This window comes from Bacillus sp. AY2-1 (genome assembly GCF_008368965.1).
Taxonomy (GTDB): domain Bacteria; phylum Bacillota; class Bacilli; order Bacillales; family Bacillaceae_G; genus Bacillus_A; species Bacillus_A thuringiensis_S.
Genome location: NZ_QPEL01000033.1, coordinates 1 through 17,218, shown reverse-complemented (window position 1 = coordinate 17,218; position 17,218 = coordinate 1). Strand labels below are relative to the sequence as shown.

Sequence of the window (17,218 nt, the reverse complement as noted above, 5' to 3'; positions counted from 1 at the left end):
GCACCCACGCCAGCGGAACCCAGAGGAGGTGCCAGAGCCAAAGCCAGAGCCAAAACCAGAGCCGAAACCAGAGCCGAAACCAGAGCCGAAACCAGAGCCGAAACCAGAGCCGAAACCAAACCAGAGCCGAAACCAGATGGTCATAAAATTCCAGAGAAACCGATTGAAAAACCTATTACAAAACCAAACTTCTTTATTCCTAAACAAGAAGTAGTTCCAGAAGCTAAATATGTAGTAGTAGAGGATAAAAAGGAAACTTCAAGTCCAGTAGATGTACCTAAACAAGACATTAAACCAAAAACTGAAAGTATTGCTAAAGGTGAAATTAAATTTGTAGAGAATAATGGTGTAGTTGTTCCAATGAAGAATAACGAAGATGATGTTGCTTTATCTGTGAATACGACCCTTAAAGATCTTGCAGATAGTAAAGGCGACAAACAAAAATTAAATACTTCCGATGAACAAGTTAAACAAGAAGAAGCAAAGCAAAATGAAGAGAAAAAAGAAGAAAATAAACAAGAAGAAGTAAAACAAGAAGAAGCAAAACCAGAGGATAAAAAAGAAGAGAAAAAAGGTACGGATAAAGATAAAGCCTCTAAGCCAAAAGATAAAAATTCTGAGGTGAAAGAGGAACAAGGTGGCTTATCGCCAATTGCGGTAGCTGGTGGAGTTGCTGCTGCTGGAGCTGTAGGTGTTGGTGCTGCTGCTGGAGTTAGTCCAACATTTAGAAGATCCCTTCAAAATGGTTTAAGAAGACTGAAGGACCTATTTAGAAAATAATTATTTTAAAAGACTAGGATGAATAATCCTAGTCTTTTTTTTATTTCTCTAAGAACAAAAAAAATTGGGAGTTTTATGAGAGTATTATGAGAGTTTTTTGATAGTTTCTTGGCAGGGAGGAGATTGGAATTGGCGATATGATATTACCAGAAGCAAAACATGTGTGGAGAAGCGTCTACCTCCCTTATCAATGACGAACCGTGTATAGGTAAAAGATGTTTCGAAAAGTGTAACCATAAGAGAGGACACTTGGGTTCTGGATCGCACTAGTTTGCGACTACTTATATGGGGGATTTGGACTATTACTTTTAATGGTTTTACTAGGTTCGGTTTTCATCCTCTCTATCTTAGTAATTGAATAAACCATTAGTTTTATGCTTTTTTGAATTAATGATTTTTTATTTAGCGATGGATAATAAACATGTATGCAAGATATTTAATCGTTAATTGAAAGAGATGTAGGACTAGTAAAGTAATACATCCAGTGTGAGTTTTTTGCATCCATTACGGATGTTTTTTTTTATTGAATTTTTAAGAGGGGGTGAAAAGAGTGGGTGAACAAAAAGGAGCTATTTTAATTATTGTAGTATGTCTTGTGATTTTTGGATTATGCGTAGGATTTGCAACAGGTGTGATTCAACCATTATTAAGTCAAATTGGTACAGGAATGAGCAACATGGTAAACAATGTATTTAAAGCTATTCCAACGGCTGGTAAGTAGGAAATAGCAAAAAAGAATTTAAAGGAGGTGAAAAGAAGTGGGTGAACAAAAAGGAGCTATTTTAATTATTGTAGTATGTCTCGTGATTTTTGGATTATGCGTAGGATTTGCAACAGGTGTGATCCAACCATTATTAAATCAAATTGGTACAGGAATGAGTAATATGGTAAGCAATGTATTCAAAGCTATTCCAACGGCTGGTAAGTAATTAGTTGTTTTAATATAGGATGTGAAACGAAACATGAAAGTAAAACATTGGCTAATGGTAATTGGTTTTTCGTTTCTTTTTGCTTTAAGTTTTTTTAGCAACCCTACATATGGGGCGGCATATTCGCCCTATCCTTCTCATAACGTTTCTCCTGGTGAGGTTGGAGGGAAAAAACAATCTTGGGAAAGTGGTAGAAAGCTAGTATACGATGTTTATAGTGGTGTGGATGGAAAACCTAGATGGCAAATCGCAAATAGAGATTATGGCCGAGGAACACAACCTTATTTAGAATTTACAGGTTGGAGTGCGCTAGTAGGGTATCATGAGCATAATGCTTCCAATCAAGAAACGTATTTATGGGCGTTGAATAATAGGACTGGTAAAAGTTATATTTATCAAGCTGAAATGACGGATTTAGATGCCTCTAAAGACTTGGAGTATAACCGACAAAACAGTACAGGAGAAGTTTATAATGCATGTCCACAAGGTACTTATAACAAAAGTAATGACGAATGTAACATGTATTATCATAATGTAGGGTTTGTTGCGCATATCCCTTTAAACGAACTATTTCCTAATGGAACTACAGAAGATTCATGGAAACTAAGGATTATTAAAAAAGTAGAAAATAAAGTCGTTTGGGACGATTTAAAAGTACCATTTCAATTTAGTGATCTAGATTTTAGTCTTGGTAAAATTTCGTTAGATTCTGGTTTAGATGCAGGGAACTTAGTTATGGCGAATGATGGAGTAGCAAGAAGACATTATCCCCGTCAAACAGGTTGGTCTGGTGGAAGATACTTTACTATAAATGAAACGTATCAAAGGGTTGCGCAAAATGAAGCGAATACCGTTGTATGGTATGGAGTAAGCTCTCCAGAAGAAGCTGGACAAACAAGATGGGCTGGTAGTGCGTATTGGGTATTTGGCGGCCAACCAGCTAAATTATCCTATAAAATTGGTCAAAAAACTTGTCCAGATGGTTCAATTGTAAACTTGGACCAAACTTGCTCTATTAAAGTAGACATAAAGCATGTAGATGCTAAGTCTAATAAAATTTTAAGAGAAGATCATCATAAGATGAAGATAGGTTCAGATTATAGTTATACTCCAGAAAATAAAGGAGTATTTAAGGATTCACAAAATAATCCTTATATTGCTGCACCTTTAAACCAGCAATATAAAGGAAAAGCTCCAGAAAACAACTTGAGTTTTACATTTACGTATAAGAGTTCTCTCACCGATCCAACTAGGATTATAGAAATGGAAGGATCTACAGAAGGAATGGCAAAAGGTGACTATTTATGGGAGCTTAGACGTGTAGATTCAGCTAAACCGAGTCAAATATATGCAAGTAGTAATTTTGAAATTACAGGTAAACATTATTCGGTTAGAAATGTCTTAAATCGTATAAGTACGAATGGTGTTTTTTCGGAGCAAAGTGATAAACCGATGGCACTTTTATTAGATTTGAAAAACCTACAAAATAAAAATATACAATATGATTCTTCTTATGAATATACGAATCATTACAGTGAAAATTATATGTGTAAAGATCAACAAGGTAGTGATTGCTTTGATTGGGTCTATAAGGATACAACAGCCGTTTGGTCCGAACCATATAAAAAAGTATTTGATTTAGTTAAACATTATGGTGAAAGCCTCCGACTTTTAGTAGACCCAAGTTTTGAAAAAATGTTCAATGTGACTGGCGCTAAAGATTTACAAAATATCACTGGCAACGGAGCATCTGGTGAAAAGGGTGGCAATCTAATTGTAGGTAAAAAGAAAGCAATTGATATGAGCAAGGATAAAACGAAAGTAGTCTTTAATAAAAATTACTACGAAAGATTTAAACAAGCTGCAACTTCAAAGGTTAAAGATGATAATAATTTACCTACGCAATCATGGATTGATATTTCACCAGGAACGATGGAATATGAAGTAGAATTACCCACTGATTCCCAAAAATCTAAGTCTTTCATGTATCAACGTAAAAATGGAGCGAATAGCTATTATTACGCTGTTGATGTTGATAAGAGTTTAAGAAGTACATATCAAAATCAAAGTCCATATGCGTATACGAAGTATGCATTACCTCTTCAACTAGAGAATATGAAGGATAAAGGCTTAGTGAATGATACAAAACGTAGCTATACTTTAAATTGGACTTCTGATTATTTCTTTGTCGGAAAACAAACAGGATTTATTCAGCCGTTTCCTTATACAAAGTATTTGCGAGATATGGAACAGGGTAAAGGAAAGTTACCATCAGCTGACGAAATTAAGAACATTGTAAATCAAGAAGCTAAAAAGAATTATGAACAGCAAACAGGACAGAAATTCAATGATACACTCTTACATGCAGATTCTAATAGCAAGGAAGGTTTGTATGGATCAAGAACAAACCTAAATCGTTACTACCTTCCTATTTCATCTGATTCAGCTTTAAAAGCCAAACAACCGTATGAGAATAAGGTTTTGTTAGCAAATATGGGCTTAAATGATGCCACTTTAATATTTGGACAAAAATTTAATTTCGAACGCTATTTAGTGGGGAGTGTCGTTGACGATGCTTATGTAGTAGAGCAACATGATCCAACGGTAGAAATTGCATCATATCCCCATCAAGTGAATGTAAAGAATGATCAGCAACCTAAGATTAATGCGATTACAAAGGCTCACTCAGCAGAAAAATTGTTTGAGTTTAGAAAGACTGATACTTTAAGTTTGTATGATCAATTGAAGAAAGTAATTAATTTAGGTATATAACTAAATTTATGTGTAAAAGGCCATTTTCCTTAGGAAAACGGTCTTTTTTTATGAATTCATTGAAAGGAGGTGATATGAGTGACGGAATATCAAAACCACAACACTCCAATTCAAGAAGAAACACAGGTAAAAAAGCCGAAAGTACAAAAGCCACCAACATTTAAAAAAATGGAAATTGCTACGAAAAATATTTTGGCAGCAAAGGGTATTAATTACTATGATTGGCTCCATGAAGCACATGAGAAGCTAGTTCAAGAAACAATGCTTGCAAATGTGGACTCAATTGGTTCACTAGTAAAATCTTAAAAAAGGTAGGAAAATTCTATGAATGAATTTATTTCAACGATTGGTAATTTTACAAACACAATTAAACCAGTTGCGCCAGCGTTAGCAGGTTTAATTTTAGTTATTATTGGTATTATTTATATGGTTTCAAAAGATCCGCAGCGAAAAGAACAATGTACAGGCTGGATGATCAATGTAGTAAAAGGATTTTGTATTGTATATCTTGGAATCGCTATTGTTTCTTGGTTATCAGGACAAGTAGTAGGATTCGGTTGATAAAGAGGTCGTATGACCTCTTTATATTTTTTTTACAAAAAAACGGGGGTGTCCAACTTATGTGTTTAGAAAATGGATTAAAAATTGATTTTTATCCCAATCATAGTATGGGTAAAGGATTGATTGAAATTGTACAAATTAAAGCAAATGGTGAAAAAAAACCATATACATATCATTTATGTAGTAATAAAGATGCACAAGAGTTTATTCGAGATGTTAGAGAGAAAAGAAGAAGCTTCTTAATTGCTGAAGATGCTGGAACAAAAAGCTTTGAATTACTTATAGGTGAAGAAGGTAATATAACATTCAGATACCCAGAGTGGAATACCATTAAAGAAATGGAAACACGTTTATTAAGTGTACATTGTAAAGTTAAATTCAAATTATTACCAGAATTGAATTTCAGAGAAATAGTGAAAACATACGTGGATACTGAATCCGATAGATTGTTTGGGGTAGAAAAAAATTTTTTCCAAGAACGAGAAATTACGAAAGACAGTATTTTTAATTCTTATTTTGAAGATTTATATAAAGAAGAGAACTTGCAAGAGGATACTTATGATTTTCTTACATTAGAAGAGTGGATATATCAAAAAAATTTAATTAATGGGTGTGAAAAGTAAAGGAGGGAGTGATTTTGAGAGAGATAATTATAAAATTCTCAACGGAAGGTGAACGTTTTAGGGAACTTGATGAATCAAAAAGCTACTTTTTACAAGAAGCTGAGGATATTATTTTTCAATTGCGGCATAAAGTAAAGAGTAGATCACAAGAGATTCAGCCGAAACGATTTGGATTATATTTAAACGGGAAGTTTCTGTTGGATTCTAAGATTTCCTTTTCTGATAAGAACTCAATAGAGCAACAAATTAAAGATACCTTTCAGCGTACCGATGTATGGACGGATGATATAAAAAAGCAATATATAAAAATTCTAGGCGATTATGCAAAGGAAGAAAAACAGGCATTTCTTAATCAAGAATTTCGTTCGTTTATCTTTTTGAAGCGGGATTTATTTGAGAAAAAGGCAGATTTTTTATTTTCATTAAAACAATCGGAAAGATTGTTCCAAAGCGTATATGCAAAAATTTCGAATGGTTTTTTCTCACAACTTGAGGATATTGTATCTTCTATGTTTGATTCTTACGAGTATATTGTACATTATTATAATTTACTAAATGGAAGCTATGAGGAAGTTGTAAAAAATAAAGAAGAATGGTTTGGAAGTGTAGAAAATTTCGAGAAATTTGTTCGTTTTGTAACCGCAAATTATTTTTCTATAAATCGTTCCAGATTAAAAGTAATACAAGCTAATAACCCAGTATATCATTCATTTCAAGATTATTTATTTGAATGGTGTGCTAAAACTGATTTTCAAGAATCACTAAAAGTCCATGAAAATATTAATCAAAAATTACAAAATAAATGGACAGAAGTACTTCTTAATGGTTCAACTTTTGTAAATGTCGAAAGTGTGGAAAAGTGGGTTGTTGAGAAGGTATTAAGGGAATTCTTTCAAGAAGAAGCAAAACGTGAAGGTTTATCAGAAGAGGAAAAACAATTTTGTGAGATAGCTGCTGGAACAGAAACTAGGTTTTAGGAGGTAAATCTTGGTGGCACGTTCGGAAGTAATGACTTATTCATATCAAAATGTCGAGGAAGCTTTAGCTGCTGTTAACGCTCAAAATCGCGGGCGTTATTTTTTATGCACTTGTCCAGAATGTAAACAACCCGAAGCCTTTATTTATAAAAATAATCCCCAATTTTTACAATGTAACCGTGAAAACGTGTGTGGTTCATCTATTGTATTTGAATATGAAGAAAACAAAAAGGTGAATGATTGGAAAGGGAAACAAGATGTTAAAGATTCTGAGATTACACCAGAACAAAGAAAAGAAATAGATTTGGTAACTAAGTTATTAAAGCATATTCAATATAATACAGAAAATAAGAGTCTTGAGAGTTTTAGGGGAATGAGCAGAAACACGACACAAGCCTTTATCTTAGACTTGGAGCAAGAAAAGCTTGTGAAGAAAATGTTCGAAATCGCTCCTAATATTTTTTACTCGAAGAAGACGATGCAAAATGAAGGCAAAAAGATAAATTATGCCACCATTCCAGATATGGTTAAAAGAAATATTGTTCTTCCGATCTATGGTGATGACGGCATGATTGACAGAATTTTATTACGGTCAACAATTGATCCGAATTTAGCTAAAAAGGAAATTCAATTACAAGTAAATCCAAAATCAAATGCAAAGGATTATTTTAAAGATATTCCAGAGAAGGCAACACATATCGTAATTGGTGAATCTCCAATAGATGCATATTCCTTTCGTGAAATAGATTCTGGTGTTGGTATATATGCTCTTACAGGATCAAGAAAGTGGAGAAAGGTAATAGAAGATATAAAAAGTAATAAAGAAGCCTTGCAAGACAAAGTATTCATTATAGCGACAGATAATGATAAAGCTGGTATCGAGGCTAATGAGAATTTAAAGAAGGCATTGGAAGAGGAAAGCCTAAACTATAGAACTTTTGAATATCAAATAGAAGATATAAAAGATACAAATGAATATTTGCAGAAAAATAAGCAGGGGTTTCAACAAGCTTATGAAGCCATTAAACATAATATGTGGGATAAGAATTTAATTGATGCCCCAAAATTAGAACAAAGGTTGGTTATTAACCGTTTATATCGCTCGGAACAAGAAAAAATTGATCGTACGCAATTTAAAATTAGTTATGAAGGTTTATTACTTCATAACATTGCAATTGACAATCCCCCAGGAAGTGTGACAATTCCTGGGCTAAAGGCTAAGGTACCAACTGTAATAGTAGGTAAAAGAATGGAAGATTTTCTAAAACATATTGCTCAAAAAGCACCTAAAGATCAAGATTACCAGGATATAGTGATTCCTACTAAAAATAATATACCTGCACAACTAAAGATAATTTCTCATAAAAAGGAAGATGATACGACAAAGAAAATATCGTTTCAAATCGGAGAGATTACTATTAGGGATGTAGAAATCAATTCTTTACCAGATGGTAGAGATCCGATGGTATTTTATCCTCGACATTCTAATAGAACTACCTTAGTAACGGGAACTGAAGAATTTAATGAGAATTTAATTAAAATTGTGAAGCAATATGAAAAAAATATGGATAAACAGCCAATAGTGAAACAACGCTCTAACGAGAGTACTTTGGAGCGTTAGAAAGATAGGGGATGAAATACTATGGCAGTGCCATTTAAATACTTTTTCGTAATCATAAGTGTTGCATGTATTATTTTAGCAGCCTCCATATTTGGTTTAAATCAAAACAGTAATACCAGGACCATTACAGAAGTAAAATCATTACTTTCAACAATAGCAGTGGGTCAATTAAGAGAATCACAAAAAATTGAACAAGATCCAAAAGAACTAGTCGCTAATTTAGTATCAGAAGTGATTAAAGTTCAAAAGAATCATGGTAATGATATTCGAATTAGTTATGTATTTTTAAATCATGCTGAAAAACCAACGGAGAAGTCGCATGAGATTGAAAGTGTTCAATTTAAAATTGAGCAATTAAATGAAGATAAAGAAGTCCGTTCACAGGCCGAACAGAGATTATCTTTAAATAAGGTATCTAATTAGTGAGGCAGAAAGGAGTTGTGACATGGGGGAACTGAAAGGTTTTATTCTTTCATTGCTTTTATTCATATCTATTTTCTTACCCTTTCAATTGTTTTTAAGCATCCAATCTATTCATCAAAATGCTTTTATGAAAGTAACCACTGAGATTCAGCAAATGGTTGATTCAGAAGGTGGCGTAACTCCAAAAATTCAAGGGGTAGCTAATAGATTACATTCTAAAGGGTATGAACTGAATTTTAAAAATCAGAAGGGTGCTAATGTTTCTGGAAAACAGCCCGTTGGTACTGTTATCGAGATTCAGTATCGTTACAAATATATAAATGTATATCGTGAGCAAACGCTAGAAACGTCCAATTATGTTTCAGTTTTAAGAAGATAGGAAAGGAGAGCGCTTGTGAAACAGTCAATAAATAAATTAGCCGAAACCAAAGTATTAATGCTTATTAGTATTTTGGTTTTATTTTTTAATTTTTTCTTTGCTAATTTCTTATTAGCATTTTTACAAAATATATTAGTGGTCTTTAAAGAATTTGCTCATCAAAATATGCAAGCGATGGATTTATTCCACCTTTCGTGGGAGGATTGTTTTAATTTTCAACGTGACATCATGACCTTCTATATAGGTGCATATGCACTTACTCTCTTTGGATTATTAAGATTTTGCTACAGTATGAAAACAAATTACGCAACAATGAATGAGAACCAGCATGGTAGTGCGGAGTTTGAAGATCCAAAAGAATTATTGAAACAATATAAGATTGTACCAGGGAGTGACAAAGAGTACAAAGGGGAAAGTGGTGTAATTGTTTCTGCCCTCCAAAAAGGCAAGAAATATCAACTTATGCTAGATACAGGTCCAGTACATACAGCAGTTATCGGTATATCCCGATCAGGTAAAGGGGAACGATACGTTTTTCCATCCGTTGATATAATTTCTCGTGCTGAAGAAAAAGACTCCATGATTGTTAATGATCCAAAAGGAGAAATTGCTGCGGCTAGCTATGAAACATTGAAAAAACGGGGTTATGAAGTTTATATCTTTAACTTAATGCAACAGAAAAAATCAATGGGATTTAATCCCCTGCAGTTAGTCATTGAAGCGTATAAAAAAGGCGACACTGCTTTGGCTCAACAGTATGCTAATAGCGTAGCTTTCTCTTTATATCATGATCCAAATGCTAAAGATCCCTTCTGGAATAACTCTGCAAAATCTTTAGTAACAGCAATTATTTTAGCTATTACTAAAGATTCTTTAAAAGTTGGAAAAGAAGAAAGAGTAAATATGTATTCTGTAGCCAACTTCCTTGCCACAAAAGGAAGTGATAACAATGAGGAAACAGGGGAAAATGCACTAGATATGTTTTTCCGAGCACGAGATGAAAATGATCCAGCACGTATGATGTATGCAACGAGTAACTTTGCCGCTGGTAATACGCGTTCTGGTATTTTCAGTAATGCAATGGATAAACTGCAAATTTTTACATTAACACCAAATGCTAAATTGACATCTTATAATTCTTTAGATTTAACAGAGATTGGATTTGGAGATAAGCCAGTAGCAATTTTTATGGTGACACCTGATTATGACAAGTCCAATCATGTATTAGCTTCGATTTTTGTGAGTCAGGCATATCGTGTCAATGCTGAAAAAGCGACAATGAGTGCAAGTGGAAAAATGAAAAGAAAAGTACAGGTATTACTCGATGAATTCGGAAATATGCCAGCCATTGATGGTATGGACGGTATGATTACTGTTGGTGCTGGTAAAGGTTTCCGCTTCCATTTAGTTTTACAAGCATATTCACAAGTTAAGAGTTTATATGGGGATGAAGCTGACACTATTATTGGTAACTGTTCGAACCAAATTTATATCTTAACAATGGATAAATCTACAGCGGAGCACTATGCTGCCTTAATAGGGAAACAGACGATTCAAGACTATACTCGAAGTGGTAAATTCTTATCTACGGATAAGAGTACAAGTGAAAGTACAAAAGAACGTTATTTATTAATGCCTGATGAATTAATGCGATTACAGGAGGGTGAAAGTGTAGTCGTACGTGTAAATAAAAGGCAAGATAATAAGTTTGGAAAAATTGTACCAAAGCCAATTTATAATCGTAATGAAACTGCAGCTAAAGCTCGTTACGAGTATTTAAGTCAAGATTTTGATAATTCAAAGTCAGTATTGAATTTACCAATTATTTCAGAACATGAAAATATTATCTTAGAAAATATCGTATATACTGCAAAATCAGAGACTGATAGTTATGTATTAATGAAGGATTTAATGCCGAAAGATGCCATTTTAGAGATAAAAGACACGATTAGGACGGAGTTAGGGGACTTTATTCATGATCGAGCAGATATTGCTTTAAGTATTGTAGAAACTCATTTTGATGAATTCACATTCCAACAATGTTTATCGTTCATTGTATATGCTTCCTATTTATCTTTAAAAACAAAAGTAGAACTAGTAGGTCAATTAAATGAGTATTTACCTAAATCGGTAATTGAATTATGGCGAGAAAGAGCAAAAAAATCTGATTGTTATAAACCGACGGCGGAGGGAGCATTTATTCAAGTAGAGTCATCTGCAGAATATGAGGAACGTGAAGAAAATGCAGAGTATGACGAAATTGATGTAAGGGATCAGTGGGCTACTGTTGCGAGCGATGGTTGGGATAACGTTTCAAATGATGATTAATATAAACAGGGGATATAGATATGAATATTAAAAAGAAATTAGAAACCGAAAAAAATAGTTTGGAAATGGAGAGATAGGAAGGGAAAATTCCCTTCCTTTTATTATTTATGGATTAAAAAGGAGTGAAAGAAGATGTTTGGAGAGATTTTGCGTGAAAAGCATTTAGAAATGTATTTAGAATACTTTAATTTAAATAAAAAAGCATATCGGATTACAAAATGGATGTTAACTGTAGTAGTTTTTATGGTTTATACATTAGTAGTAATGCTCACACAAAAATATGTATTTTTCTTAGGATTACCAATAGTCGTAATAGCTGCCAATAAATATAACTATTTTAGTTTAGTGCTGCGTAATACAAATGCCAATATAGAGAAAACCTTTTTGTTTCCAGAATTTTTAAGATATTTTTTAGGTTCATTAGGTACTTCCGGGAATGTTTATACAACATTAAAAGAAACAGCTCCCTATTTAAAAGGACCCATGCAAGCGCAATTAAATGTATTAGTTGAAAAAATAGAAAAGAGTAATGATCGGGAGCATTATATCGAATTTGCTGACTTTGTTGGAACAAGTGAAGCAAATATGGTTATGAGTATTATTTACGAATTTAGTGAGTATGGGGTAAAGAAGGAAGCTTTACAAGAGTTAGAAATGTTTATTGACCGTATTCAAGAAAATAAAATTAATGAGCTAGTTGATAAAAAGGTAGAAGCAATGGATATCTTTTCTGTGCCAGCCCTATTTTTAGCTGTAGGTTTTGTTGCTGGATTTGCAGGGATAATTTTTATCTATTATATGAATCAAATTTCAAATGCCATTACATTTTAATTGAAAGGAAATGAAAATTATGAATACCAAAATGCAAAAACAACAAAGGGTAGAAAAAATTTTAGCAGAAAGTTTTTTAAAAGCATATCTGAAGGATAAAGATATTACGGATATGAAATGGAATGGTTCTTTCTTAGTAATAGAGAATCGAATGACTGGAAGATATAGACCTAAAGAGCAACCAACGCCAGAAGAAGTGAAAAGTTTGATAAAACAAATTGCTGATATTCAAGGTGATGAATTTACAGAAAGTAATCCAATATTAGATACTGCCTTTGGGAATTTGCGAGTGAATGCAATACATCCAGTTTGTGCGAACGGTGGTACCTTCGCTATACGTGTCAGTAAACCACATTTAGCAATTCCTGATTTATCAGGACTAGTTAATAAAGATGTAGCGGTACTCTTAGAATTATTAATGAAGGCAAGGGGTAATGTCACAATTAGTGGGGCAACGGGTACGGGAAAAACAGAGTTACAAAAGCTATTGGTAGGGTTTATGAATGATGATGATGCAATCTTTTTAATTGAGGATACACCAGATAGTCACTTGAAAGAATTATACCCACATAAAGACATTAGTAGTTTAATAACCCTAACAGGTGATGATAGGGAGAAAAAGATAGATATATGGGATTTAAATAAAGCCGGGCTACGTAATAATCCAGATTGGATTTTAATTTCAGAAACTCGTGGCGTTGAGGCAGCTGGCGTTTTAGATAGTGTAAAAACAAGTCATTCTATCATTACAACGCTCCATGCCAAGAGTGCAGCAGCTATTCCAAGTCGATATATTCCAATGATGAAACAAGCCCCATCGTATGCTAAATCGGATGATCTTACAATTGCAAGAGATATTGTGGAATTATTACCATATGGAATTCAAATGAGCAAAGAAAATGTCAATGGTAGCGTTGTACGTGAGATAAAGGAATTTGTGGAGTTCCTAGAATATAATGATAAAGGCCTAGTATACCGACATATATACCGGAAAGAAAATGAATGGAATCCAAAATTAGAAAAGTATGAAACCATTGAAAAGATTCAACCCATTTCAGAACGGACAATAAAGCTATTGAGGGATGCTAAACTCTATCATTTACTTCCAGATGTATTTAAGGAGAAAGTTGAAAAATAGGAGTTTCCTGAGAGTTTTATGACATTATCCTGAGAGTTTGTTGATAGGATTGGGATGAAAAAAGCTGATAACATGTTAATATCAAATAATTTAGGTGGGATAAATGATGAAAAGATTAGCCTTCATGTTATCAGCTATTATTGTAGTTTTTGGTGCTTTTATGGCTTTTGATACATATAAAAATGCACAAAAACAACAAGTAAGTCCATACGGAAACAAACAAGTTTCAATACAAACTTTAGAGCAAGCAGAGAAAGATCCGTTTTACCAAAATATAATCTTACCAGCGCAATTGAAGGAAAATAAAAAAAATGGGCAAAATGAAGTGGTTTATTTTTTTAGTCCAGTCTGTTCATATTGTGAGGCGCTAGAGCCTAACTTAAAGGATGCAGTAAAAAAATATGATAATACGAAGTTTAGTTTATATAATGCTTATGAGTTTCAAGAAGGATGGCATGATTATGACCTAAAAGGAACGCCTACATTGATTCATTTTAAGGATGGTAAAGAGGTGAATAGATTAGTAGGATACCAGTCTAAAGAGGCTGTAAATCAATTCTTTGATGCTATTAAATGAGAATAAGTCTAGTACATGAAGCTGTAAATTTAGTAAACTATACTTATATGGATTTATAAATATACAGTTGGAGTGATTGAATTGAAAATCATGAAATTAAATTGGATTATTGCACTCGTAATTCTATCTATAATGGTTGTAAGTGGTTGTTCTAAAAATACCGATGGAACAAGTAGTGAATCTAATAAGAATGAGAAATCTGTTAGTGCTGGTGTAGTGGAAGTCTCTTATGATGAATTAATGAAATTAGTTAAAAAAGAAGAGCCTGTATTTGTAATGATGGCTCATAATGATGACCTTCAAAAAACAAATGCAAAACAAGTTTTAGATTATGATGCAAAGCAATTAGATAAAAAAGTGTATCTCTTTTCTTGGGAAGATGCACCAAAAGATTTAAATTGGAGTTCCTATGTGGCAAGTAAGACAAGAAATGAATTAGAGAGTATAGGTATAACAGAGCCAAAAAGTACTTATTTAGCTTTTAAGAAGGGAAAAATAGTTGAAGGTTCAAGTTCTATTTTTAGTGGGAAAACAAGGCTTTATGAAAATGGTGATTTCAGCTACTCAATTAAGATGGGGCTAGAAAAATAATTATGTTAAGAACTTATTCTAAAGAATAGGTTCTTTTTTTATTAAAGGAGGTTTATAAAAGTGGCAAAATCAAAAAAGAAGAAAATATCTTTGTGGCAAGAAGCAAGGTTGCTATTTAGTGGATGGGCAATAGTAGGATGGTTAGCATTTTTATTTATGATGCATATGGGGTATGTATACATTATTTTGAAAGATGTTCCAATAAGTATAATTGCAGGTGCTTTTGGTTCAGTAATGTGGTTCTTCTCCTTTACTGTTGCAAATAAGAAAGTCAAAGTTTATCAATTTCAATTAAATGAGCTATTAAAGTATGCAACGAATATGTCTTTCTTTATGCAGTCGGGGAAAAATCCATATTATAGCTTAATAGAAACAAAGAAAACATTAGATATTTCTATTCAAAAAGAAATTGATAAAACACTAGCTAAATTGGAAGAAGAGGCAAAATTAGATACAAAACACTTTGAAAAATATAATTTCCCAGCTTTGAACCAATTTCATAAAATTTTAAAGATTAAAGATGAAAAAGGTGGTTCAGCAAGGGAAATGTTTGGCCGAGTTATTAAAAGTATGAACTTTGAAATCTCAAAGCGTGATGATCTACACCGTAAGAAGAAAGGTAAAGCAAAAACAATTTATATGATTATTGGTATGGTTGGCGCAATGCCAGTTATGCTAGATTTCATGACAGCTAATATATACGAACAGTTTTTATCAGTGAAAGGACCAGCTACTATACTGCTCCTTCTTTTTTATATAGTTATACTTTTCACTTGTAAATTCGCACAAAAGAATAAAAATGATATTTCAATTCGATTATAGAAAGAGGTGAATGCATTGAGTAAGGAAGAAATACTAACTCAATATCAAGATATATTAGATATAAACGGGATTGCGAGTAATATATTTCGTTGGTTAGGTCAGAAACTTCTATTTATACTTCTTTATATAAATGAGGTTGTAGAAAAGGTAGTAATGCAAGTTATTACAGGTAATGATTTCTTTCAGTATTCGGGAATTAATGATCTAAGGAACGGAATGAGTATGGTAATATGGGCACTTTTGACCGTTACCATAATAGCAGTTGGTTACCAATTGATGTTCAATAAAATAGAAAAAAGAACAAATGTTATATTAAACGGATTACTTTCAATATTGTTTCTTGTGGGTGGACCGATTTTAATGGACAATCTGAATAAAATAGCGAGTGCTGGTGTAAAAGACTTACATGCAGCTCCTGGTTCATTAGGTGTGAGTATTGTAAAAAGTAATTTAGCGGACCTTAACTTTTATGCTAAAGAAAATTTTCAATTACCGAAGCCAAATGAAAAAAGAATTAATGGTGTATCGGAAGAAAATATTAAATATATTGATTTTAATGAAACAGTAAATATGGACGATGCTAGGGATGAAGGAAAAAAGGCATTAAACAGTAGATTAGTTCTTTCATATGATAATAAACTTAAAACAGAAGATTTAGATAACGGTTGGTTTGATGTATTTAAAGAGGCTTATTATAGATGGGATATAAATTGGGGATCAGTATTAATCTCCCTCATTGTTACTGCTTTTGCTTTATTAATTAGCATAGTAAAAGTAGGAAGAATTATCTATGAATTGGCTTTTCATAATATATTTGGAGCACTAGTAGCCGCAACTGATATTAGCAGTGGTCAAAGATTAAAAAAGATAATAAATGAAATTTTTAGCTGCTATGCAGTCATTTTTTGTATGGCGTTACTTTTAAAAATATATTCCCTTTATATAGGGTGGCTAGCTACAAAAGATTTTGGCTTTATGGGTTGGGGAAATGCACTACTCCTTCTTGCTGGATCTTGGGCTGTAATAGATGGGCCAAATATTGTTGAACGTATACTTGGCATTGATGCAGGCTTACAAAGTGGCTGGAAGACCATGATGGGCGGCATGATGGCTGCAAAGGCTGAATTTGATGTTGCAAAAGCGACAGGGAAAATGATGAAAAAAGGTGCAACAGGAACAGCAGGTATGATTAATAAGCTTAGAGGGAAAGAAGAGCCAGCAGGTCCACGGATGCCAGGTGTTGGAGATAATGATTTAAACAACTTTGATATGAAAAATGGTAATGATGATACTGGTGAGGATGGAGATGACGGTCCTCCACCTTCTGACGATGGGGGTGCAATTGATAGTCCTGACGGTTCAGAAGAGAAAGATAAGAAAGCCCCAAAAGGTCGAGGTGGTGCAGAAGCAATACCAGGCACATCTTCAATCGGCAGTGGAAATAATAAAGATGTAAAAGGGAAGAATGGTTCCAACGTTAATCCTGGTGGATTTTCAACAAATGAGGAATCGTTATTTGATGGAGGGAAGTCTAATATTCCATTACCAATACCGGTTAAATCAAATATAAGTTCAAAATCAGCAGGATCAAAGGCAGGGGCTAAGAAATCTGCAAAGAAAGGTGAAAAATCAACTGATAAGATTACACCAATGAAAAACCAATATGACGGACCGATAGGACCACATCCAGCAGGACCAAAAGTAGGAGTGGGGCAGTCCACAATGAACGGAGAAAAAGCGGAGAGTAAGATTACTCCAATGGAAAATCAATATGATGGACCGATAGGACCACATCCAGCAGGACCAAAAGCGGGAGTGGAACAGTCTGCAATGAACGAACCAAAAACAAATGGATCACAACCAGCG

General features: G+C 33.5%; 17 protein-coding genes and 1 pseudogene. All 18 read left to right on the top strand.

Annotated elements, in window-relative coordinates:
• Positions 1 to 780 (top strand): annotated as a pseudogene (locus tag DN403_RS31090) (hypothetical protein); the annotation flags it as partial.
• A 550-nt stretch (positions 781 to 1,330) separates the two neighbouring features.
• Positions 1,331 to 1,501, top strand: coding sequence for a hypothetical protein (locus tag DN403_RS31085; RefSeq protein WP_164876590.1), 171 nt, complete (start codon positions 1,331 to 1,333; stop codon positions 1,499 to 1,501).
• A gap of 37 nt (positions 1,502 to 1,538) precedes the next feature.
• A complete protein-coding gene (locus DN403_RS31080) occupies positions 1,539 to 1,709 on the top strand; it encodes a hypothetical protein (RefSeq protein WP_176510574.1) in 171 nt (56 codons plus the stop codon).
• A gap of 33 nt (positions 1,710 to 1,742) precedes the next feature.
• A complete protein-coding gene (locus DN403_RS09335; RefSeq protein ID WP_149185416.1) occupies positions 1,743 to 4,481 on the top strand; it encodes a hypothetical protein in 2,739 nt (912 codons plus the stop codon).
• 78 nt (positions 4,482 to 4,559) lie between these two features.
• Complete coding sequence (locus DN403_RS09330; protein ID WP_063539017.1) at positions 4,560 to 4,787, top strand: hypothetical protein; 228 nt, start codon at positions 4,560 to 4,562, stop codon at positions 4,785 to 4,787.
• 18 nt (positions 4,788 to 4,805) lie between these two features.
• Complete coding sequence (locus DN403_RS09325; RefSeq protein ID WP_001001740.1) at positions 4,806 to 5,042, top strand: pilin; 237 nt, start codon at positions 4,806 to 4,808, stop codon at positions 5,040 to 5,042.
• Between the two features lie 59 nt (positions 5,043 to 5,101).
• Positions 5,102 to 5,665 (top strand): hypothetical protein, encoded by a 564-nt coding sequence (locus DN403_RS09320; protein WP_149185415.1) that lies wholly within the window; start codon positions 5,102 to 5,104, stop codon positions 5,663 to 5,665.
• A gap of 14 nt (positions 5,666 to 5,679) precedes the next feature.
• Complete coding sequence (locus DN403_RS09315; RefSeq protein ID WP_149185414.1) at positions 5,680 to 6,642, top strand: hypothetical protein; 963 nt, start codon at positions 5,680 to 5,682, stop codon at positions 6,640 to 6,642.
• Positions 6,643 to 6,655: 13 nt separating this feature from the next.
• A complete protein-coding gene (locus DN403_RS09310; RefSeq protein WP_149185413.1) occupies positions 6,656 to 8,263 on the top strand; it encodes a toprim domain-containing protein in 1,608 nt (535 codons plus the stop codon).
• Positions 8,264 to 8,284: 21 nt separating this feature from the next.
• Positions 8,285 to 8,686 (top strand): hypothetical protein, encoded by a 402-nt coding sequence (locus DN403_RS09305; protein WP_149185412.1) that lies wholly within the window; start codon positions 8,285 to 8,287, stop codon positions 8,684 to 8,686.
• Positions 8,687 to 8,708: 22 nt separating this feature from the next.
• Positions 8,709 to 9,065, top strand: coding sequence for a hypothetical protein (locus DN403_RS09300; protein ID WP_149185411.1), 357 nt, complete (start codon positions 8,709 to 8,711; stop codon positions 9,063 to 9,065).
• Positions 9,066 to 9,080: 15 nt separating this feature from the next.
• Positions 9,081 to 11,393 carry a VirD4-like conjugal transfer protein, CD1115 family gene (locus DN403_RS09295; protein ID WP_149185410.1) on the top strand — a complete coding sequence of 771 codons (2,313 nt, stop codon included), beginning with the start codon at positions 9,081 to 9,083 and terminating at the stop codon, positions 11,391 to 11,393.
• 132 nt (positions 11,394 to 11,525) lie between these two features.
• Positions 11,526 to 12,224 carry a flagellar assembly protein FlaJ gene (locus DN403_RS09290; RefSeq protein WP_149185409.1) on the top strand — a complete coding sequence of 233 codons (699 nt, stop codon included), beginning with the start codon at positions 11,526 to 11,528 and terminating at the stop codon, positions 12,222 to 12,224.
• A gap of 19 nt (positions 12,225 to 12,243) precedes the next feature.
• Positions 12,244 to 13,362 (top strand): ATPase, T2SS/T4P/T4SS family, encoded by a 1,119-nt coding sequence (locus tag DN403_RS09285; protein ID WP_149185408.1) that lies wholly within the window; start codon positions 12,244 to 12,246, stop codon positions 13,360 to 13,362.
• Between the two features lie 103 nt (positions 13,363 to 13,465).
• A complete protein-coding gene (locus DN403_RS09280; RefSeq protein WP_149185407.1) occupies positions 13,466 to 13,939 on the top strand; it encodes a thioredoxin family protein in 474 nt (157 codons plus the stop codon).
• Between the two features lie 90 nt (positions 13,940 to 14,029).
• Positions 14,030 to 14,530 carry a hypothetical protein gene (locus DN403_RS09275; protein ID WP_225987898.1) on the top strand — a complete coding sequence of 167 codons (501 nt, stop codon included), beginning with the start codon at positions 14,030 to 14,032 and terminating at the stop codon, positions 14,528 to 14,530.
• A 60-nt stretch (positions 14,531 to 14,590) separates the two neighbouring features.
• Positions 14,591 to 15,352, top strand: coding sequence for a hypothetical protein (locus DN403_RS09270; protein ID WP_097889046.1), 762 nt, complete (start codon positions 14,591 to 14,593; stop codon positions 15,350 to 15,352).
• 15 nt (positions 15,353 to 15,367) lie between these two features.
• Positions 15,368 to 17,218 (top strand): pLS20_p028 family conjugation system transmembrane protein (locus tag DN403_RS09265; RefSeq protein ID WP_346655089.1); only part of this gene is annotated, 1,851 nt, incomplete at its 3' end.